This window comes from Paraburkholderia caffeinitolerans, from assembly GCF_902859945.1.
In the GTDB taxonomy this organism is placed as follows: domain Bacteria; phylum Pseudomonadota; class Gammaproteobacteria; order Burkholderiales; family Burkholderiaceae; genus Paraburkholderia; species Paraburkholderia caffeinitolerans.
This window is the reverse complement of record NZ_CADIKL010000004.1, coordinates 163,337-185,201: the sequence shown is the minus strand read 5'-3', so window position 1 is coordinate 185,201 and position 21,865 is coordinate 163,337. Positions and strand designations below refer to the sequence as shown.

Here is a 21,865-nt window from a genome sequence, read left to right as displayed (position 1 = left end):
AGCTAGCAGCGGCCGAGTGAAGAATTCAGGTATCTAAAGGAAAATCGATGAGTACAACTGCTTTGGTAGAAGGCAAGATCGTACAGTGCATCGGCGCGGTGATCGACGTGGAATTCCCGCGTGAGACCATGCCGAAGATCTACGATGCGCTGATTCTCGAAGGGTCGGAACTGACCCTCGAAGTGCAGCAGCAGCTGGGCGACGGCGTTGTCCGCACCATCTGTCTGGGTGCGTCGGACGGCCTGCGCCGCGGCACCGTGGTCAAGAACACGGGCGAGCCCATCAGCGTGCCGGTCGGCAAGCCGACGCTCGGCCGCATCATGGACGTGCTGGGCCGCCCGATCGACGAAGCGGGCCCGATCGTCAGCGAGCAAAAGCGCGCGATTCACCAGAAGGCTCCGGCGTTCGACGAGCTGTCGCCGTCGGCTGAACTGCTCGAAACCGGCATCAAGGTTATCGACCTGATCTGCCCGTTCGCAAAGGGCGGTAAGGTCGGTCTGTTCGGCGGTGCTGGCGTGGGCAAGACCGTCAACATGATGGAGCTCATCAACAACATCGCGAAGGAACACGGTGGTTTCTCCGTGTTCGCAGGCGTGGGCGAGCGTACCCGTGAGGGCAACGACTTCTACCACGAAATGAAGGACTCGAACGTTCTGGACAAGGTCGCGCTGGTGTACGGCCAGATGAACGAGCCGCCGGGCAACCGTCTGCGCGTCGCGCTGACCGGTCTGACGATGGCCGAGCACTTCCGTGACGAAGGCCTCGACGTGCTGTTCTTCGTCGACAACATCTACCGTTTCACGCTGGCCGGTACCGAAGTGTCGGCACTGCTTGGCCGTATGCCTTCGGCAGTGGGCTATCAGCCGACGCTGGCAGAAGAGATGGGCAAGCTGCAAGAGCGCATCACGTCGACGAAGAAGGGCTCGATTACCTCGGTTCAGGCCGTGTACGTCCCAGCGGACGACTTGACCGACCCGTCGCCGGCCACGACCTTCGGCCACCTGGACGCAACCGTCGTGCTGTCGCGTGACATCGCTTCGCTGGGTATCTACCCGGCAGTCGATCCGCTCGACTCGACCTCGCGCCAGATCGACCCGAACGTGATTGGTGAAGAGCACTACTCGATCACGCGTGGCGTGCAGCAGACGCTCCAGCGCTACAAGGAACTGCGCGACATTATCGCGATTCTGGGCATGGACGAACTGTCGCCGGAAGACAAGCTGTCGGTCGCCCGCGCGCGCAAGATCCAGCGTTTCCTCTCGCAGCCGTTCCACGTCGCGGAAGTCTTCACGGGCTCGCCGGGCAAGTACGTGCCGCTGAAGGAAACCATCCGCGGCTTCAAGATGATCGTTGGCGGCGAGTGCGATCACCTGCCGGAGCAGGCGTTCTACATGGTCGGCACGATCGACGAAGCCTTCGAAAAGGCCAAGAAGATCCAGTAAGGGTCCGCGTTGCAGGCAAAGAGGCGGAATGAGTTATCTCGTATAAGTAACGCGTTACTCAATCCGCCGCCGCAACCGATTAACCCTAGCTGTGCATGGGGTCGGAGTAGGCGCTAAAGCGCCAACTCCGACCGACACAGGAGTCGACAGATATGGCAGCAACCATCAAGGTAGACGTCGTTAGCGCCGAAGAGAGCATCTACGCCGGCCAGGCGAAGTTCGTCGCGCTTCCGGGCGAGGCGGGCGAGCTGGGCATTCTGCCGGGCCACACGCCGCTCATCACGCGGATTCGTCCGGGTGCGGTACGCATCGTGGGCGCGGAAGGCGATGAAGAGTTCGTGTTCGTCGCCGGCGGCATTCTCGAAGTGCAACCGGGCGCCGTAACGGTGCTCGCCGACACGGCGATTCGCGGTAAGGATCTCGATGAGGCGAAGGCCGGCGAGGCGCGCAAGCGTGCCGAAGAGGCACTGCAGAACGCGGGTTCGAACCTCGAGTACGCAACGGCGCAGGCAGAACTTGCCTACGCAGTCGCGCAGCTCGCGGCGATCCAGCGCCTGCGCAAGATGAACCAGCACTAAGCTGGCGCACATGTGGTGCTCAAGCGCTGCATGACGTGAAATGGGCTCCCGAGGGAGCCCATTTTTTTTTACCTGCCGAACTTGCCGCGGCGCCTATACGCCCCGGCCGCTGCTATTGAGCACGGTTACGCGCATGACGCCCTGGCGTTGGGAGAAGTACCGCGTGCTCGAAAACAGATAATCGCCTGCTCGAACTTTGCTGCGGATCAGATCGCGTCCTGCTTCGGTGAGCTTCGGGTCGGCGAGCAGGGCATCGACATCGGCCTGTGTCAGGCGTCGCTGACTGTCAGTGTCGTGCCAGACGTCGGTCGGGCGCATCACGCGTTGCACCTCGAACGGCGAGGTGAACCAAAGCGTGCCATCAAGCTGATAAACGCTCATGCTGAGCGGGAAGATGCCGCCGTTATACGCATCCTGCGGAATCACCTCGTGGATGAAGACGTTGTTGCCGGAGGTGAAGCCGTCGAGCCGTAACTGGCCGCCCTGGCCGGTTACCCCGAGCCGCACGATGCCGCGAGAGTTGCCGTTGTCGGCGCGAGGCAGTATGCCGAGATACGAGTCGGTCGCGAGGAACAGGATGCCGACCTTCTCGCGCTCCTGCGCGCCGGGCGTGAATTGCTTCTCGATCTGAACTGACAGCGATTTGTTGATGCCGACCACGTTAACAACGGAGGTCTGCGCGCCGATTTCGAACGCGATTGCACCATCCGCATCGTCGATGGGCGCGCGGCGCTCGCCGTCGACGAGCGCCGTGAAGTCCCAGCCGGTGCGCTGGAGGAAGCGCAGCGAGACGCCATCGTTGGCGCGCGCGATCACGAATTCATAGAGCCAGTACGCACCCGGTGTGAGTTGCAACTCGACCGTGCTGGCGCCCACGACCATCAGGACGCCTCCGATCAGCTTGCTCACGTCCACAGCGCCGTCGGCATCGGCGAGGTCGCTGTAATGCGTTCCTGCCGGCACCACGCCGAACGCGTACTGGATCGTCTCGTCGGGGATGGAATAGCCGTTGGCGTCGGAGCCCGGCACGCCGGCCCAGATCTTCTTTGAGAGCCGCAGCTTGCCCTTTTTGCCGTCGTTGTTGGTGACCTCCACCCGCATCACGCCTTGGCGCTGGTAGAAGTAGTTCTGGTTGGTGAACAGCCAGTCGCCGGCATGCACGTTCGCGCGGATCAACTCGCGTGCGGCGGGTGTGAATTTGGGGTTGTGCAGCAGCGCCTCGAGTTCTTCCTGTGTGACTTCGTGGGCATCGGGAAAACCGGCGCTGTACCAGAATGCGCCATCGATGTTGTAGACGTCCATCTTCTCGGGACGCACGCCGGCATCGTAATACGCCTTGGGCACGACCTCGTGGATGAACACGTTGTTGCCTGACACAAAGCCGTCTAGACGTAGCTTGCCGTCGGCGCCCGTCACACCGAGGCGGACCACGGCGTTGCCGTCGAAATTCGGCGAGCCGGTTTGCGTGAGGCCGAGATATGAACTCGTGCCGAAGAACAGGACGCCTTCAGTGCGGCCCGTGCCGCTGCTCATGCGCTTGTCGATTTCCACGCTCAGCGATTTGTTGATGCCGACGATGCCCACATCGGCCACGCCCGTGCCGATTTCGAACGCAATGGCGCCGTCCTGATCGTCTACCGGTGAGCGTCGCTCGCCGTTCACGACTGCCGTGAAGTCCCAGCCTGTGCGTTGACTGAACTGCAACGAGACGCCGTCGGCATCGCGGCCGATCACGAACTCGTAAAGCCAGTATTTGCCGGGGGCGAGCGCCAGTTCGACTTCGTTCGCGCCAACCACCATCAGCACGCCGCCGATCAACTTGCTGGCATCGACGGAGCCGTCTGGATTGGCGATGCTCGCGTAGTGCGTACCCTCGGGCACGACCCCGAACGCGTACTGGATCGTGCCATCGGGATCGGAATAGCCGTTGGCGTCGGAGCCCGGCACGCCGGCCCAGATCTTCTTTGAGAGCCGCAGCTTGCCCTTTTTCCCGTCGTTGTTGGTGACCTCCACCCGCATCACGCCTTGGCGCTGGTAGAAGTAGTTTTGGTTGGTGAACAGCCAGTCGCCGGCTTGCACGTTCGCGCGGATCAACTCGCGTGCGGCGGGTGTGAATTTGGGGTTATGCAGCAGCGCCTCGAGTTCTTCCTGTGTGACTTCGTGGGCATCGGGAAAACCGGCGCTGTACCAGAATGAGCCATCAATGTTGTAGACGTCCATCTTCTCGGGACGCACGCCGGCATCGTAATACGCCTTGGGCACGACCTCGTGGATGAACACGTTGTTGCCTGACACAAAGCCGTCGAGGCGCAATTCGCCGTTCGCATCGGTGAGGCCGAGCCGCACGATGGCGGTGCCGTCCCAGCCCGGGGGCGGCTGTGTCAGTCCGAGATACGAACTGGTGCCGAAGAAAAGAATGCCTTCCTTGCGCGCCGAACCTGCGCTCGAGCTAAAGCGCTTGTCGATCTTCACGCACACGCTTTTGTTGATCGCGACGATGTCGACGACCGCGGCTATCTCGCTGATTTCGAAGGCGACCGCGCCGTCCTGTTCGTCGGTGGGGGCGAGCCGCGCGCCGTTGACGAGGGCGGTGAAATCCCAGCCGGTGCGCTGCACGTAGCACAGCGACCCGTTGACGCTGCGGGCAATGCGGAATTCGTGGATCCAGTACCGCCCCGGCGCGAGCGCGAGTTCGACCGCGTTCGCCCCCGTGACGAGCAGCGCACCACCGATCAAGCGGCTGGTATCGACGGAACCATCGGCAAGCACGATGTCGGCGAAACGTGTGCCTGCCGCCACCACACCGAACGCGTACTGGATCGTATCGGCGGGATCGGAATACCCGTTGGCGTCAGAGCCGGGCACACCGGCCCAAATTTTCTTGCTCAGACGAATGTAGCTGGACGTATTGCTGACGTTCATCGCTGCTCCTTTGCGGGGGAACTTCTGGATGCCTGATTAATTTGGACTGCAAATAAAATTGGCCGAACACGGGAACATCGCGAGATGTTTGCAAAGTAACGTTTATTTCATTACGAACCGAAAGGAAAGTCCACTAGGCGGGAGCGGACCACGATGCGAGAGCACGGCGCAGTGTCAAAAAATGGCAAGATTCCGGATCGGGTGAGCAGGGGTAACGCAAGTGACGCCGCTATACAGGAGCGGTCTGGCCAAGGGAGAAAACTACTTGACGTTTACGGAAAGGTAATGCGAAATCATGGGTTCGCGGCTGCCGGAGACGCACTGCGGGCAATCCGCAACCCATGCGCTGCGGGTAATACTTGATGCTGCTGGCCGCGCGCGCAGTGGCAAAATGGTTTTCAAATCTATTTCAATCGGGAGCGAGACTCCCGGGGAGACAGCCATCATGGCAATCGACGCCGCAGGTGCGCGTGAAGCGCTCATCGCGCCGAAAGACGGGCTTTCCTATGTCCGTGGGAGGAGCGATATACCGCTCTCCAACGCGACCATCGGTGCTTTTCTCGGCGAGACCGCGCAGCGTTTTCCCGAGCGCCCGGCGGTGGTGTTTCGCGAGCAGGGCATCCGCTGGACCTGGCGCGAATTCGCAGAGGAAGTGGACGTGGCGGCGGCCGGTTTGCTGGCGCTTGGCATCACAGCGGGGGACCGGGTTGGCATCTGGTCGCCCAATCGCTTCGAGTGGCTGCTTACGCAGTTCGCCACGGCGCGCATCGGCGCTGTGCTCGTCAATATCAATCCAGCCTATCGTCTTGCCGAACTCGAGTACGCGCTGAACAAGGTGAGCTGCAAAGCCATCATCGCTGCGGAAAGCTTCAAGACGTCGAAGTACCTCGAAATGCTGCAAACGCTCGCGCCCGAGCTCGCGAGCGCGACGCCAGGCGACTTGCATGCGGCGAAGCTGCCCGAACTGCGTGCGGTGATCCGCATGTGCGATGCGGAAACCCCTGGCATGCTGAATTTCGGCGATCTGATCGAGCAGGGGCGGGAGCGGCTCGAACTCAACGGCCGTGCTGAGCTTGACGCGATCGGTGCGACGCTTAACGCCGGCGACTCCATCAACATCCAGTTTACGAGCGGTACCACAGGCAATCCGAAGGGCGCCACGCTCACGCACAGCAACGTGCTCAATAACGGGCGTTTCATCGCCATGGCGATGCGGCTCAGCGAAGAGGATTCGCTATGCATTCCCGTGCCGCTTTACCATTGCTTCGGCATGGTGCTTGCCGTGCTCGCGTGTGTGTCGGTTGGCGCGGCGATGGTGTTTCCGGGCGAGGCGTTCGACCCGCGCGCTACGCTCGAAGCGGTGTCTGAGGAGCGTTGCACCGCGCTGCACGGCGTGCCGACGATGTTCATCGCAGAGCTTGATCACCCTGACTTTGCGAGCTTCGATCTCACGCGCCTGCGCACCGGCATCATGGCGGGTTCGCCGTGTCCGATCGAAACGATGAAGCGCGTGGTCTCGAAGATGCACCTCGCCGAAATCACGATCGCGTACGGCATGACGGAGACGAGCCCTGTGTCATTTCAGAGCGCGACGACCGACCCGTTTGACAAGCGTACGACCACGGTGGGGCGGATCCAGCCGCACCTGGAGGTGAAGATCGTCGATCCGCTCGGCAACATCGTGCCGGTGGGCGAGACGGGCGAACTCTGCACGAAGGGCTACTCGGTGATGCGCGGCTACTGGGACGACGAAGCGAAGACGGCCGAAGCGATCGTCGATGGCTGGATGCACACGGGCGACCTCGCGACGATCGACGCCGAAGGTTATTGCAATATCGTTGGACGTTTGAAAGACATGCTGATTCGCGGCGGAGAAAACATCTATCCGCGCGAGATCGAGGAGTTCTTGTTCCGCCATCCCAAGGTGCAGTCGGTGCAGGTGTTCGGCGTGCCCGACGCCAAGTATGGCGAAGAGGTGTGCGCATGGATCGTGCTGCGCCCGGGCGAAGCCGCCACGCCCGAGGAGATTCAGGCGTTTTGCCAGGGGCAAATTGCGCACTACAAGATCCCGAAGTACATCCGTTTCGTCGACGAGATGCCGATGACGGTGACGGGCAAGGTGCAGAAGTTCGTGATGCGCTCGCGCATGATCGACGAACTGAAAATCAGCGAGCAGAAGACCGCGTGATGTTGGTGTTTCGCGGCGGCACGGCATGCCGCCGCCGCGAAACGCGCAAAATGGACAAGCGGCCTGAATTACCTGATGTTTTGCATGCCGAACGAATCGGTTGACGATTCAGATCGGTTGCGAACTAGCCGTTCGGCTAACACGGCGAGCAATCAAATAAGGAATGCAGGCGAATGAGATTTGCGCGCGCGATTGTTCTCTAAATCGAAACAAATCGACGATAAAAGCGAGTGGGAAGGGAAATAGACGAAAAAAAAGCGGGCCTGGAGCCCGCTAAAAACCACACGCTACGGGGTTAGCGCGAGGAGACCAAAGGAGGAGCCGGGTCTTGAAACGCAAAACGCCGGTTACGGCTCCAACAAGGATGCCCCTGACAGGGCTTCGGCATGACGCCGACAGGCAGGTGTATTGTGTCCGCTCACACTTGCACCGCGCCGCATCCGTGTTGAAACCGTTGAAGGCATTGTGGGCGAATTAATGAACCTTCGCGGTAACAAAGTGTTTCAGGTTGTAACGCCCGTCAGATAAGGCTTTGTGGGATTTTTTTCCATCCTGAGCGTTTCGTGAAAGTCATTTTTACCGGCGTTTTTTTCTACTGTCAGACGCTGCGCGGGCACGAATTAGACGTGTGATTCCAAATGCATGGAGAGTGGCCCGTTGTGTGGGCATTAGAGGAAATCGGCTGCGCAAAAAGCGCAGATTGCCTATGCGTATCGAATCGGCATTCCCGATTGAATCCATGCGTGCGATGCAAGGATTGCTCATATGGTATTGCAACGAGCGGTTGCAACTCATCATATGGTTTTGCTAATGATGCTGCGCCGGGATGAGTCCCGGCACAGTTTATTGCATCGTTACTTTATTTGAGCCATTTGTCGGAGATTGCCTGATACTCGCCGCTCGCGCGTGCGAGGTGCAGCCACTGATCGACATATTGCTGGAACACCACGTCGCCGCGCGGCACCATCCATGCCTTCTCGCCGTACTGGAATGGCTTGTCGGGGTGCACCGAGCACAGACCCGGGTTGAGCTTCTGCTGCAAAAGCGTTTCGGATGCGTCAGTCACCATCACGTCCGCCTTGCCGGCGAGGATCTGCTTGAAAATCGTTACGTTGTCCGGATAGACGGTGAGATTCGCGCGCGGGAAGAACTGCTTCGCGAAGCGTTCGTTCGTGCCGCCCGGATTCACGATCACGCGTGTTGAAGGCTGGTCGATCTGCGCGACCGTTTGATATTTGCCCACGTCGTCGCAGCGCACGATGGGCGTCTTGCCGTCGACCTGGTACGCCTCGGTGAAGAACGCGCGCTTTTGCCGCTCGAGCGTGGTCGACACGCCGCCCACCGCGACGTCGCATTTCGCGAGGAAGTCGTTCATCAGGTTCGACCATGTCGTCTTCACGAACTCGGCCTTCACCCCCAGCGACTTCGCGAGCGACTCGGCCATGTCGATGTCGATACCTTCGAACGTGCCGTCCTGCTTGTAGAACGAATACGGTTTGTAGTCGCCGGTCGTGCACACGCGCAGCGTGCCGCGCGAGAGCACTTCGTCGAGCCGCGAGGGCGTACTGGCGCCCGGCGTAGCGACGCCCGGCGTGGCCGCGCTCTGCGCAAATGCGTCCGGCGTCCCAGCGAGGCCGGCGACCAGCGCGGCAATGGCGGAGCTTGCGGCGGCGACCTTCTTCTTGTTCATGCGGGGTGTCTCCTCTCTTGTAGCGGTTTCGACGTAATGGATCGGAAAGGCATCCGATAATAGCCCGCCCGTATTCCTGCGTTAAGCGTCGGCTGACCTGGTGGGTACCTGGTGGGTGCATGCGCGGCACGCGGTCCCGTGCGCCTTATCCCGGCCATCAGCACCATGTCGCGGCGGCGGCTCCGGTAGAATGGCCGTCTGCTTTCGAATCTTGCGCGACCAGCGCTTCCCGCCCGTGGCAAACACTCTTCTGAACGACACCTTCCTGCGCGCCTTGCTGCGTCAGCCGACCGAATACACGCCAATCTGGCTGATGCGCCAGGCGGGCCGCTATCTGCCGGAGTACAACGCCACGCGCAGCCGCGCGGGCAGCTTTCTCGGCCTCGCCAAGAATCCCGACTACGCGACCGAGGTGACGCTGCAGCCGCTCGACCGCTATCCTCTCGACGCCGCCATTCTGTTCTCGGACATTCTCACGATTCCCGATGCGATGGGTCTCGGCCTCTCGTTCCAGGCCGGCGAAGGTCCGAAGTTCGCGCATCCGCTGCGCAGCGAAGAGGCTATCGCGAAGCTCGCGGTGCCCGATATCGGCGAGACGCTCGGCTATGTGACCGACGCCGTGCGCGAGATTCGCCGCGCGCTCACCGACGCGCAAGGTCGCCAGCGTGTGCCGCTCATCGGCTTCTCCGGCAGCCCGTGGACGCTCGCCTGCTATATGGTGGAGGGCGGCGGCTCGGACGATTTCCGCACCGTGAAGTCAATGCTCTACGCGCGCCCCGATCTGATGGAGCGCATTCTCGAAGTCAACGCGCAGGCCGTGGCCGCGTATCTCAATGCGCAGATCGAAGCCGGCGCGCAAGCCGTGATGATCTTCGACACCTGGGGCGGCGCGCTCGCGGACGGTATCTACCAGCGCTTCTCGCTTGCATACATCAAGCGCGTAGTGGCGCAGCTCAAGCGCGAGCACGATGGCGAGCGCGTGCCGGTCATCACCTTCACGAAGGGTGGCGGCCTGTGGCTCGACGAAATCGCCGAAACGGGCGTCGACGCAGTCGGCCTCGACTGGACCGTCAACCTTGGCCGTGCGCGCGAGCGCGTGGGCGATCGTGTGGCGCTCCAGGGCAATCTCGATCCCACGGTGCTGTTCGCCTCGCCGGCGGCGATTCGCGAGCAGGCGCGCGCGGTGCTCGACAGCTTCGGGGTGCACCCGGGCCACGTGTTCAACCTTGGACACGGCATTTCGCAGTTCACGCCGCCGGAGAGCGTCGCTGAACTCGTGGATGAAGTGCATGGCCATAGCCGCGCCATGCGCGCTGCCGCGGCCTGAATTTTGTTGCGTCGCAGCGATCTGGGCTCTGGGCATCAGGGTCCAGCTTGATTCGCGACCGGCGCGAGACGCCCTCCAGATGCCCTTGCGCCGCTGTCAAGACTTGACTTATACACACTTACCTCGCTGCGGCGCGCAAGAGGGAAAAATTGCCGCATAGCGTCAGCAGGGCCTGTGAACAATCAATCAGGACCTTGACAGGTAAGGGTTTCGGCGCTCCACGGCCATTTGTGCGGTGTCCCAGATAATGAGCCCGGCACCTTGCAGGCGAGGTGGGGTGGCCAAGTTCTTAACAAAGTTATCCACAGGCCCGGCGACGGGAGCGCGATTGTTCTGCGGAATCCAAAACTTAGCGCGAAAAGTGAAGTTTTACTTTAACTTCGGACGTCAGTGCGCCTGTGCACGGTGTTTGTGCCGTCCGGGTCGGGGCGGCGCATGACGCCGTGCTTTGTGCGCGTGGCGCTCGACCACCCGCTGCCCGCCCTTTACGACTATCGCTATCCGCCCGATGCTCCAGCGCCGCAGCCCGGCATGCTGGTGCGCGTGCCGTTCGGCCGCCGCGATGCGGTGGGGTTGATCTGCGAAGTGAGTGCTCACAGTGACGTGCCCGCCAACAAGCTGCGCGATGTGAGCGCCGTGTGCGCGGATTTGCCGCCGCTGTCACCGCAATGGCTCGCGCTCGTGGGCTTTGCCGCCGACTACTATCAGCGCGGGCTCGGTGAGGTCGCGCTGCCAGCGCTGCCGCAGGCACTGCGCGACCCGGCTCGCTGGCCGCGCTTGCTCGCCCCCGAAGAGCGTTACCGGTTGCTGCCAGCGGGACGCGACGCCCTGCCCGATGCGCTGCCCGCGCGCGCCCAGGCATTGCGGCGGCTCGCGCAGGCCCTGGCGGACGCCGGTGAGTTCGATCTCGCCGATGCCCGCGCGCTGCATCCGAAGGCGGCTGTCACGCTCGAATCCTGGCGCGAGGCGGGTTGGGTCGAATATGAATGCGTGGCGTTTGGCGGCGCTGGGCGCTCGCTGTCCGGCGATGGCGAGGAAAGCCGTGCCGATCGCGCTAGAAGCCCCGGCGATGCCGTTGCAGGGGCCGACGCGGCCGTTTTCTTGCCCGTGCTGAGCGACGAACAGGCTGTCGCCGTAGAGACAATCCTCGAGACGCGCGGCTTCGCGCCGTTCCTGCTGCACGGCGTAACCGGCAGCGGCAAGACCGAGGTTTATCTGCGTGCGCTGTCAGGCTTGCTCGAACGCGAGCCGGATGCGCAGGCGCTCGTTCTCGTCCCCGAAATTAACCTCACGCCGCAGTTCGAGGCGGCATTCCGCACGCGCTTCGCGGGTGTGCTGCCCGACGACGCTATCGTCACGCTCCACAGCGGTTTGGCGGAAGGCGAGCGCGCGCGCCATTGGCTGGCCGCACACACGGGGCGCGCACGGCTCGTGCTGGGCACGCGCCTCGCCGTGCTGGCCTCGCTGCCGCGTCTGGCCATGCTGGTGGTGGACGAGGAGCACGACCCTGCCTACAAGCAGCAGGAAGGGCTGCGCTATTCGGCGCGCGATCTGGCTGTCTGGCGCGCGAAGCAACTGGGCGTGCCGGTCGTGCTGGGTTCGGCCACGCCGTCGCTCGAAAGCTGGTGGCAGGCCGAGCAGGGCCGCTACACGCGCCTCACGCTGTCACGCCGGGCCATCGCCGATGCGGTGCTGCCGGCGGTCAAGCTGATCGACCTGGAAGAAGAGCGCCGGCGAGGCCGCGCTTCGTTCGAGGGCCTCTCCGGCCCGTTGGTCGCGGCGATGAAAGCGCGTCTCGAGCGCGGCGAGCAGAGTCTCGTGTTCCTGAACCGGCGCGGCTATGCCCCCGTGCTGTCGTGCGATGCCTGCGGCTGGGTGGCGGGCTGCCCGCGCTGCAGCGCCTACGTGGTGCTGCACAAGCCCGAGCGGGCGCTGCGCTGCCACCATTGCGGCTGGGAGTCGCGCATCCCGCATTCGTGTCCCGACTGCGGCAACGTCGATATCGCGCCGATGGGGCGCGGCACGCAGCGCATCGAGGAGGCGCTGGCGAGCGCGGTCCCGGGCGCGCGGGTGTTGCGCATCGATGCCGATAGCACGCGCCGCAAGGGTAGCGCGCAGGCGCTGTTCTCCGACGTGCACGCCGGCGACGTCGACATCCTCGTGGGCACGCAGATGATCGCGAAGGGGCACGACTTCCAACGCGTCTCGCTGGTAGGCGTGCTCAATGCCGATAACGCCCTTTTCTCCCACGATTTCCGGGCGAGCGAGCGGCTGTTCGCACAGTTGATGCAGGTGAGCGGCCGCGCCGGACGCGCAGGTCTACCTGGCGAAGTGATCGTGCAGACGCGCTACCCGCGCCATGCGATCTATCACGCGCTGGCGCGCCACGATTACGTGGGCTTCGCGAATTCGCAGATCGCCGAGCGCCGCGACGCGCATCTGCCGCCGTTCGTCTATCAGGCGTTGCTGCGCGCCGAAGGCCGCACGCTGGAAGCCGCGCTGGCGTTTCTCGCCGAAGCGGCGCAGGCGCTCGCGACGATCCCGGCCGCGCAGCGCGTGACCGCTTACGACGCGGTGCCGCTCACGATCGTGAAGGTCATGAACGTGCATCGCGCGCAACTGCTCGTGGAGAGCCAGTCGCGCGGCGCGCTGCAGGCGACGCTGCGAGCGTGGCAACCCGCGCTGCGCGCCTTGCGGGGCGTGCTGCGCTGGAACCTCGAAGTCGATCCGCTGGATATCTGATCAGCGCCGTGCGGCGTGGTGCGCCTGCGCGCGCCGCTCTCGCTCGTCCTGACCGTTTTGTGATACGCGCACCTTGCGCGTGGCCGGCGCGGTCGCGCCCCGAATGAACAAGATGGCGCACAGCGCGCACATGCACCAGACACCCATCACCACCAGCCACTTTTCCATTTTTCCACCTTCGCGCCAGATTCACTGATCGGCCCCTGTCATGGGTTGTATAACGGCACGGCGGCGGAATCGATTAGGGTTCACCTGATTGTTGTTCGCCAGGGAAAATACCGAGTGCAACGCGCGGGCCAATACTGGCCGGTGCTGGCCGCAAACCTTTGCTGCATAAGGCTTCGCGCTTGGTGCAACCAAGTGCTTTCGAGGGTTGCACCTTTTTAATTGAAGGCGTACGATTCGGCCACTTTTTGGTCTTTCGCCGGTGCGGGTCGGCCGGCATGCGAAGGAAACATGGCTAGCACCACCCTTGGCGTCAAGGTCGACGACCTGCTCCGCTCGCGGCTCAAAGATGCCGCCACGCGCCTCGAGCGCACTCCGCACTGGCTCATCAAGCAAGCGATCTTTGCTTACCTCGAGAAGATCGAGCACGGCCAGTTGCCTCCCGAACTGAGCGGCCACGTGAGCACCGCCGATCTCGGCGAGGGCGCCAGCGACAGCGACGAAGAAGCAGCGTCGCACCCGTTCCTCGATTTCGCCCAGAACATCCAGCCGCAGTCGGTGCTGCGCGCGGCCATCACGGCCGCGTACCGTCGCCCGGAGCCGGAGTGCGTGCCGTTCCTGATCGGCGAGGCGCGCCTGCCCGCGAATCTCACCGGCGACGTGACGAAGCTCGCGACGAAACTCGTCGAGGCGCTGCGCGCGAAGGGCACCGGCGGCGGCGTTGAAGGCCTGATCCACGAGTTCTCGCTGTCGAGCCAGGAAGGCGTCGCGCTGATGTGCCTCGCCGAAGCGCTGCTGCGCATTCCCGACCGCGCCACGCGCGACGCGCTGATTCGCGACAAGATCAGCAAGGGCGACTGGAAATCGCACGTGGGCCACGCGCCTTCGCTGTTCGTGAACGCCGCCACCTGGGGCCTCATGATCACCGGCAAGCTGGTCACGACCAACAGCGAGACGGGCCTGTCCTCGGCGCTCACGCGCATGATCGGCAAGGGCGGCGAGCCGCTGATCCGCAAGGGCGTGGACATGGCCATGCGCCTGATGGGCGAACAGTTCGTCACGGGCGAGAACATCTCCGAGGCGCTTGCCAACAGCCGCAAGTTCGAAGCGCGGGGCTTTCGCTACTCGTACGACATGCTCGGCGAAGCGGCCACGACCGAGGCCGACGCGCAGCGCTACTACGCCTCCTATGAGCAGGCGATCCACGCGATCGGCAAGGCCGCGGGCGGGCGCGGCATCTACGAAGGCCCGGGCATCTCGATCAAGCTTTCCGCGCTGCACCCGCGCTATTCGCGCGCGCAGCAGGAACGCACGATGAGCGAACTGCTGCCGCGCGTGCGTGCGCTCGCCGTGCTGGCGCGCCGTTACGACATCGGCCTCAATATCGACGCCGAGGAAGCCGACCGCCTCGAACTCTCGCTCGACCTGCTCGAAGCGCTGTGCTTCGATCCGGATCTGGCGGGCTGGAACGGCATCGGCTTCGTGGTGCAGGCTTACCAGAAGCGCTGCCCGTTCGTGATCGACTACATCGTCGATCTCGCGCGCCGCAGCCGTCACCGCATCATGGTGCGCCTCGTGAAGGGCGCGTACTGGGACACCGAAATCAAGCGCGCGCAAGTCGATGGCCTCGAAGGCTATCCGGTCTACACGCGCAAGATCTACACCGACGTTTCGTACATCGCCTGCGCGAAAAAGCTGCTGAACGCACCCGATGCGGTGTATCCGCAGTTCGCCACGCACAACGCGTACACGCTCTCGGCGATCTATCACCTTGCGGGCAATAACTACTACCCCGGCCAGTACGAGTTCCAGTGCCTGCACGGCATGGGCGAGCCGCTGTACGAGGAAGTGACGGGCCCGCTCGCGCAAGGCAAGCTCAACCGTCCGTGCCGCGTCTACGCGCCGGTCGGCACGCACGAAACGCTGCTTGCGTACCTCGTGCGCCGCCTGCTGGAAAACGGCGCGAACACCTCGTTCGTGAACCGCATTGCCGACGAAACCGTGCCGGTGAGCGAGCTGGTGGCAAACCCCATCGACGAAGCCGCGAAGGTCGTGCCGACGGGCGCGCCTCACGCGAAGATTCCGCTGCCGCGTCATCTCTATGGCGGCGAGCGCCAGAATTCGATGGGCCTCGACCTCTCGAACGAGCATCGTCTGGCTTCGCTGTCCTCGGCGCTGCTCGCGAGCGCGCATCATCCGTGGCGCGCCGCGCCGATGCTCGCCGATGCTGATATTGCCGATGGCGCCGCGCGCGACGTGCGCAATCCCGCCGATCATCGCGACCTCGTGGGAACCGTTGTGGAAGCAACGAGTGAGCACGTGAGCGCCGCGCTGACGCATGCCGTCTCGACCGCGCCGATCTGGCAGGCCACGCCCGTGGAAGCGCGCGCGGACTGTCTCACGCGCGCCGCCGACCTGCTCGAAGCGCAGATGCACACGCTGATGGGCCTGATCGTGCGCGAGGCTGGCAAGTCGCTGCCGAACGCCGTGGCGGAAATCCGCGAGGCCATCGACTTCCTGCGTTATTACTCCACGCAGATCCGCGAAGAGTTCTCGAACGACACGCATCGTCCGCTCGGCCCCGTGGTGTGTATCAGCCCGTGGAATTTCCCGCTGGCGATCTTCATGGGCCAGGTGGCCGCCGCGCTCGCCGCTGGCAACACGGTGCTCGCGAAGCCCGCTGAACAGACGCCGCTGATCGCCGCCCAGGCCGTGCGCATTCTGCGCGAAGCGGGCGTGCCCGCGGGCGCGGTGCAACTGCTGCCGGGCGACGGCGAAACGGTTGGCGCTGCGTTGGTGGCCGATGCGCGTACGCGCGCCGTGATGTTCACGGGCTCGACCGAAGTCGCGCGCCTCATCAACAAGACGCTTTCGCAGCGCCTCGATTCGGATGGCCGGCCGATTCCGCTGATCGCCGAAACGGGCGGGCAGAATGCAATGATCGTCGACTCGTCGGCGCTTGCCGAGCAGGTTGTCGCCGATGTGCTGCAAAGCGCGTTCGATTCGGCGGGCCAGCGCTGCTCCGCGCTGCGCGTGCTGTGCCTTCAGGAAGACGTGGCCGAGCGCACGCTCGAAATGCTCACGGGCGCAATGAAAGAACTCGCGGTGGGCAACCCCGATCGTCTGTCGATCGACGTGGGCCCGGTGATCGACATGGAAGCGAAGCGCGGCATCGACACGCACATCGGCACGATGCGCGAAAAGAGCCGCAAGGTTACGCAGATGCCGATGGCGGAGAGCTGCGCTGCAGGCACTTTCGTGCCGCCGACGCTGATCGAAATCGACAGCCTCGAAGAGCTCAAGCGCGAAGTGTTCGGGCCGGTGCTGCACGTGATCCGCTATCGCCGCAGCCAGTTGGACAAACTGCTCGAGCAGATCCGCGCGACGGGCTACGGCCTTACGCTCGGCATCCATACGCGTATCGACGAAACGATCGCGCATGTGGTCGGTCGTGCGCACGTGGGCAATATCTACGTGAACCGCAACGTGATTGGCGCGGTGGTGGGCGTGCAGCCGTTCGGTGGCGAAGGGCTCTCGGGCACCGGGCCGAAGGCCGGCGGCGCGCTGTATCTCTCGCGTCTGTTGGCCAAGCGTCCGGCCGGGTTGCCGCAGTCGCTCGCGAAGGCGCTCGTGGTGGATGCGCCACAGACGGAAAGCGGCGCGCCGCAATCGACTCACGCGACGCTCACGACGCTGCGCGACTGGCTCATCGCCGAGCGCGAGCCGGCACTCGCGGCACGCTGCGACGGCTATCTGCAATACGTGCTTGCGGGCGCAACGGCTGTGCTGCCGGGGCCGACCGGCGAGCGCAACACCTACACGCTTTCGGCGCGCGGCACGGTGCTGTGCGTGGCGTCCACGCCGACCGGTGCGCGCGCCCAGCTTGCGGTCGTGCTGGCCACGGGCAACCGGGCGCTGTTCCAGGGTGCGGCAGGCGAAGCGCTCGTGAACGCGCTGCCGGCCGAGCTGAAGGCGCACGTCACGGTGAAGAAGACCGCTGACGCGGAATTCGACGCCGTGCTTTTCGAAGGCGACAGCGACGAGCTGCTCGGCGTCGTAAAGGAAGTGGCCAAGCGCGGCGGACCGATCGTCTCGGTGCAGGGCGTGGCGGCACATGCGCTCGCCAATGGCGACGAAGACTACGCACTCGAACGTCTGCTCACGGAGCGTTCGGTGAGCGTGAACACCGCCGCGGCAGGCGGCAATGCGAACCTGATGACGATTGGCTAGACTTCACGTCGTCGAAGGACAAGGAAGCGGCAAAGGCGGGGCCCGACGCCGCTCATTCGATACACCAGGTACCAAGGAGAAAACATGCAACACACCATGAAGCAGCTGGCAGGCGCAACGCTGGTTGCCGCACTGTCGCTGGCGGGGACGGCAAACGCGCAGCAAGCGGAGGACGTCAAGATCGGTTTCGCCGGCCCGATGACGGGCGCGCAGGCGCACTACGGCAAGGACTTCCAGAACGGCATCACGCTCGCGGTCGAGGACATGAACGCGACCAAGCCGGTGATCGGCGGCAAGCCGGTGCACTTCGTGCTGGACGCAGCCGACGACCAGGCCGACCCGCGCACGGGCACGACGGTCGCGCAGAAGCTCGTGGACGACGGCATCAAGGGCATGCTCGGCCACTTCAACTCGGGCACGACGATTCCCGCCTCGCGTATCTACGCGAACGCCGGCATCCCCGAAATCGCGATGGCGACGGCGCCGGAATACACGCAGCAAGGCTTCAAGACCACGTTCCGCATGATGACCTCGGACACGCAGCAGGGTTCGGTGGCGGGCACGTTCGCGGTGAAGAGCCTCGGCATGAAGAAGATCGCCGTGGTTGACGACCGCACGGCCTACGGCCAGGGTCTCGCCGACCAGTTCGCGAAGGCCGCGAAGGAAGCGGGCGGCACGATCATCGACCGCGAGTACACGAACGACAAGGCCGTGGACTTCAAGTCGATCCTGACCAAGCTGAAGGCGCAGAAGCCGGACCTGATCTACTACGGCGGCGCCGACTCGCAAGCTGCCCCGATGGTCAAGCAGATGAAGTCGCTGGGCATCACGGCGCCGCTGATGGGCGGCGAGATGGTGCACACGCCGACCTTCCTGAAGATCGCGGGTGACGCGGCGAACGGCACGGTGGCATCGCTCGCGGGCCTGCCGCTGGAAGAAATGCCGGGCGGCAAGACGTACGTCGACAAGTACAAGAAGCGCTTTGGCGAAGACGTCCAGACCTACTCGCCGTACGCCTATGACGGCGCGATGGCGATGTTCGCAGCCATGAAGGCCGCGAACTCGACGGACCCGGCCAAGTACCTGCCGCTCCTCGCGAAGACCAACATGCCGGCCGTGACGACGAAGGAACTCGCGTACGACACGAAGGGCGACCTGAAGAACGGCGGCATCACGCTGTACAAGGTTGTCGACGGCAAGTGGACGACGCTGCAGAGCGTGGGCGGCAAGTAAGCGCTGCGCTCGCGGTCGATCCGCAAGTTGATGTGAAAAGCCCCGCAGGGTTGAAGCCTGCGGGGCTATTTTATGTGCTCATCGTTCAAGGTGAGCTTATTCAGGACTCCAATCGACTCATCGCCCGCGCGCCTTGATGCCCTGCTCGCGAATCTGCTCCAGTGACGCAGCCGGCGTGCTGGCTTCCTTCGTCACGCGAATCTCGATCAGCGCCGGCTTGCCCGCGTTGAGCGCGCGCTCCAGCGCCGGCGCGAACTGCGCGGTCGTCGTGACGGTTTCGCCGTGCGCGCCGAACGATTGCGCAAACGCCGCGAAATCGGGGTTCGTGAGCTGCGTGCCGTGTACGCGGTTCGGGTAGTTGCGCTCCTGGTGCATGCGGATCGTGCCGTAATGCCCGTTGTTCACCACGATGAACACGACTGCGAGACCGTATTGCATCGCTGTCGCCAGTTCAGGCGCGGACATCATGAAGCAGCCGTCGCCGGCGAGCGCCACCACGGCGCGCGACGGATAAAGCGACTTCGCCGCGATCGCGGCAGGCACGCCGTAGCCCATCGCGCCGCTGGTGGGCGCGAGCTGCGAGCGGAAATCGCGGTACGCAAAGTGTCGATGCAGCCAGGTCGCGTAATTGCCCGCGCCGTTCGTGACGATGGCGTCGTCGGGCAGGCGCGCGCGAAGCTGCTGCATGACTTCGCCCAGTTGCACGTCGCCGGGCATGGGGCGCGGCGCGCGCCATGCGAGATACGCTTCGTGCGCGGCCTGAGCCGAGCCGGCCCACGCCGGCGCCTCGGGCGCGGGCAGCGCCGCGAGTTGCGCCGCGATTTCGGCCAGACCCGAGACGATCGGCAGATCGGCGGCATAGACCCGGCCCAGCTCCTCCGCGCCCTGATGCACGTGGATGAGCGTCTGCTTCGTCTTCGGAATGTCGAGGAGCGCGTAGCCGCCGGTCGTGGCTTCGCCAAGGCGCGGGCCGAGCGCGAGCAGCACATCGGCTTCGCGGATGCGCGCGGCCAGCGCCGGATTGATGCCGAGCCCCACATCGCCCGCATAGTTCGGGTGATCGTTGCTGAGCGTGTCCTGGAAGCGGAACGCGAGGCCCACCGGCAACTGCCATTGCTCGACGAAGCGCTGCAGGTCCGCGCACGCTTCGCGCGTCCAGCCATGGCCGCCCGCGATCACGAAGGGCTTTTTCGCCGTGGCGAGCAACTCGCGCAGCCGCGCCATCTGCGCGGCCGACGGCGACGCCTGCACGCGTTGCGCGGCAGGCGCGGTGTGCTGCGCTTGCGCTGCGGGAATCGCGCCGCTTAGCATGTCCTCGGGCAGCGCGAGCACGACCGGGCCGGGGCGCCCCGACGTCGCGACATGGAACGCGTGGCTCAAATACTCGGGCACGCGGCGCGCATCGTCGATTTGCGCGACCCATTTCGCCATTTGCCCGAACATGCGCCGGTAGTCGATTTCCTGAAACGCTTCACGGTCCATCTGATCGCGTGCGACCTGGCCAATCAGCAGGATCATCGGCGAGGAGTCCTGATAGGCCGTGTGCACGCCGATCGCCGCATGCGTCGCGCCGGGGCCGCGCGTGACGAGCGCGATGCCGGGCTTGCCGGTGAGCTTGCCGACCGCTTCCGCCATATTGGCCGCCGCCGCTTCGTGGCGGCACACGATGGTGTCGATGCGCGCGGTCTCGTCGGCGAGCGCATCGAGCACGGCGAGATAGCTCTCGCCGGGCACGCAGAACACACGCTCGACGCCATTGGCGACGAGCGCGTCCACGACAAGGCGCGCGCCGGTGACGGTCGCTGAATCAGAAACGCGAGCTGAATCGTTCGGCTGCTGCATGACGGTCAAGTCTCCTTCGTTCGTTATGTGAGTACGTCCGAATTGCGTCCAGCTTAGGTCCGGGTCACGTCCGGGTTACGTCGAAAAGCACGCGCATCAGCACTCGACGATGTTCACCGCGAGCCCGCCGCGCGACGTTTCCTTGTACTTCGTCTTCATGTCGGCGCCGGTCTCGCGCATCGTCTTGATGACGGAGTCGAGCGAGACGTAGTGCGCACCGTCGCCGCGCAGTGCCATGCGCGCGGCGTTCACGGCCTTCACCGAGGCCATGGCGTTGCGCTCGATGCAGGGAATTTGCACCATGCCGCCCACCGGGTCGCAGGTGAGGCCGAGGTTGTGTTCCATGCCGATTTCGGCGGCGTTCTCCACTTGTAGGGGCGTGCCGCCCAACACGGCGGCAAGCGCCCCCGCGGCCATCGAGCAGGCCACGCCCACTTCGCCCTGGCAGCCGACTTCCGCGCCCGAGATCGACGCGTTGAGTTTGTACAGAATGCCGATGGCGGCGGCCGTGAGCAGGAAGTCGATCACGCCTTGCTCGCTGGCGCCGGGCGTGAAGCGCACGTAGTAGTGGAGCACGGCGGGAATGATGCCCGCTGCGCCGTTGGTGGGCGCGGTCACGACGCGACCGCCGGCGGCGTTCTCCTCGTTCACGGCGATCGCGTAGAGGTTGATCCAGTCGATCATCGAAAGCGGGTCTTGCAGCGCGCGCTCCGGGTGGTCGGTGAGTGCTTTGTAGAGCTGCGCGGCGCGCCGCTTCACCTGGAACGGGCCGGGCAGCGTGCCGTCGGCGTCGGGGTTGTTGATGCCGCAGCCGCGCGAGACGCACGATTGCATCACGTCCCAGATGCGCAGCAGGCCCGAGCGGATTTCCTCGTCGCTATGCCAGATGCGCTCGTTTTCGAGCATCAGCTGCGCAATGCTCTTGCCCGTCGATGCACACATCGCGAGCATTTCCGCGCCCGTGCTGAACGGGTGCGGCAGTTGCTGCGCGGCACCCAGCACTTTGGTGTTGGCCGCGCCCGCGGTGACCACGAAGCCGCCGCCCACGGAAAGATAAGTGCTCTCGCGCAGTGTCGCGCCGCTGGCGTCGAGCGCGCGCAGTTTCATGCCGTTCGGATGCTCGGGCAGCGCCTGGCGATAAAAGGCGATGTGCTCTTTCTGCACGAACGGGATCGGGTGTTTGCCGAGCAGCGCGAGCTGGCGCGAGGCGCGCACGGCCTCGAGGCGCTCGGAGATGGTGTCGGGGTTGACGGTGTCGGGCGCATCGCCCATCAGGCCGAGCATCACGCCGCGGTCGGTGCCGTGGCCCTTGCCGGTCGCGCCGAGCGAGCCGTACAGCTCGCACTTCACTGAGGCGGTGGGCGCGAGCAGCCCGTCGCGCTCGAGTCCTTCCGCGAACATCAGCGCTGCGCGCATCGGCCCAACGGTGTGCGAGCTCGACGGCCCGATGCCGATTTTGAAGAGATCGAAAACGCTTACTGCCATGGGTACTGCTCCTGCTTCGTC

Annotated in this window: 12 protein-coding genes; 7 read left to right on the top strand and 5 right to left on the bottom strand. The window is 64.3% G+C overall.

Features of this window, described 5'->3' with window-relative positions:
* The first annotated feature begins 47 nt into the window (after window positions 1–47).
* Together atpD and HV773_RS05445 are read left to right on the top strand one after the other, a co-directional pair.
* Window positions 48–1,442: a F0F1 ATP synthase subunit beta gene (gene atpD / locus HV773_RS05450; protein ID WP_129563177.1), complete on the top strand. Its 1,395-nt coding sequence runs from the start codon at window positions 48–50 to the stop codon at window positions 1,440–1,442.
* 152 nt (window positions 1,443–1,594) lie between these two features.
* Window positions 1,595–2,020 carry a F0F1 ATP synthase subunit epsilon gene (locus tag HV773_RS05445; protein WP_129563176.1) on the top strand — a complete coding sequence of 142 codons (426 nt, stop codon included), beginning with the start codon at window positions 1,595–1,597 and terminating at the stop codon, window positions 2,018–2,020.
* A 93-nt stretch (window positions 2,021–2,113) separates the two neighbouring features.
* Here HV773_RS05445 and HV773_RS05440 read toward each other — a convergent pair whose 3' ends face one another.
* Complete coding sequence (locus tag HV773_RS05440) at window positions 2,114–4,942, bottom strand: hypothetical protein (protein ID WP_129563175.1); 2,829 nt, start codon at window positions 4,940–4,942, stop codon at window positions 2,114–2,116.
* A gap of 445 nt (window positions 4,943–5,387) precedes the next feature.
* Here HV773_RS05440 and HV773_RS05435 point away from each other — a divergent pair, with 445 nt between their 5' ends.
* Window positions 5,388–7,130 (top strand): AMP-binding protein, encoded by a 1,743-nt coding sequence (locus tag HV773_RS05435; RefSeq protein WP_129563174.1) that lies wholly within the window; start codon window positions 5,388–5,390, stop codon window positions 7,128–7,130.
* Between the two features lie 859 nt (window positions 7,131–7,989).
* On the opposite strand, the gene HV773_RS05430 is transcribed toward HV773_RS05435, so the two are convergent.
* On the bottom strand, window positions 7,990–8,820 hold the full coding sequence (locus HV773_RS05430) for a transporter substrate-binding domain-containing protein (protein ID WP_129563173.1): 831 nt from the start codon (window positions 8,818–8,820) through the stop codon (window positions 7,990–7,992).
* A 235-nt stretch (window positions 8,821–9,055) separates the two neighbouring features.
* On the opposite strand from HV773_RS05430, the gene hemE reads away from it, so the two are divergent.
* Window positions 9,056–10,147: a uroporphyrinogen decarboxylase gene (gene hemE, locus HV773_RS05425; protein WP_162497818.1), complete on the top strand. Its 1,092-nt coding sequence runs from the start codon at window positions 9,056–9,058 to the stop codon at window positions 10,145–10,147.
* A 435-nt stretch (window positions 10,148–10,582) separates the two neighbouring features.
* Window positions 10,583–12,889, top strand: coding sequence for a primosomal protein N' (locus HV773_RS05420; RefSeq protein WP_129563171.1), 2,307 nt, complete (start codon window positions 10,583–10,585; stop codon window positions 12,887–12,889).
* On the opposite strand, the gene HV773_RS05415 is transcribed toward HV773_RS05420, so the two are convergent.
* Window positions 12,890–13,057, bottom strand: coding sequence for a hypothetical protein (locus HV773_RS05415; RefSeq protein ID WP_174220068.1), 168 nt, complete (start codon window positions 13,055–13,057; stop codon window positions 12,890–12,892).
* A gap of 288 nt (window positions 13,058–13,345) precedes the next feature.
* On the opposite strand from HV773_RS05415, the gene putA reads away from it, so the two are divergent.
* Together putA and HV773_RS05405 are read left to right on the top strand one after the other, a co-directional pair.
* Window positions 13,346–17,284 (top strand): trifunctional transcriptional regulator/proline dehydrogenase/L-glutamate gamma-semialdehyde dehydrogenase, encoded by a 3,939-nt coding sequence (gene putA, locus HV773_RS05410; protein ID WP_129563170.1) that lies wholly within the window; start codon window positions 13,346–13,348, stop codon window positions 17,282–17,284.
* An 84-nt stretch (window positions 17,285–17,368) separates the two neighbouring features.
* The gene (locus HV773_RS05405; RefSeq protein ID WP_129563169.1) at window positions 17,369–18,517 is read left to right on the top strand and encodes a branched-chain amino acid ABC transporter substrate-binding protein; all 1,149 of its coding nucleotides are present in this window, start codon (window positions 17,369–17,371) and stop codon (window positions 18,515–18,517) included.
* A 117-nt stretch (window positions 18,518–18,634) separates the two neighbouring features.
* On the opposite strand, the gene HV773_RS05400 is transcribed toward HV773_RS05405, so the two are convergent.
* Entirely contained in the window at window positions 18,635–20,359 is a 1,725-nt protein-coding gene (locus tag HV773_RS05400) for a thiamine pyrophosphate-binding protein (protein WP_175194370.1), read from the bottom strand.
* A 96-nt stretch (window positions 20,360–20,455) separates the two neighbouring features.
* Window positions 20,456–21,844, bottom strand: a complete 1,389-nt coding sequence (locus HV773_RS05395) for an L-serine ammonia-lyase (protein ID WP_175194369.1) — start codon at window positions 21,842–21,844, stop codon at window positions 20,456–20,458.
* Window positions 21,845–21,865: the final 21 nt, after the last annotated feature.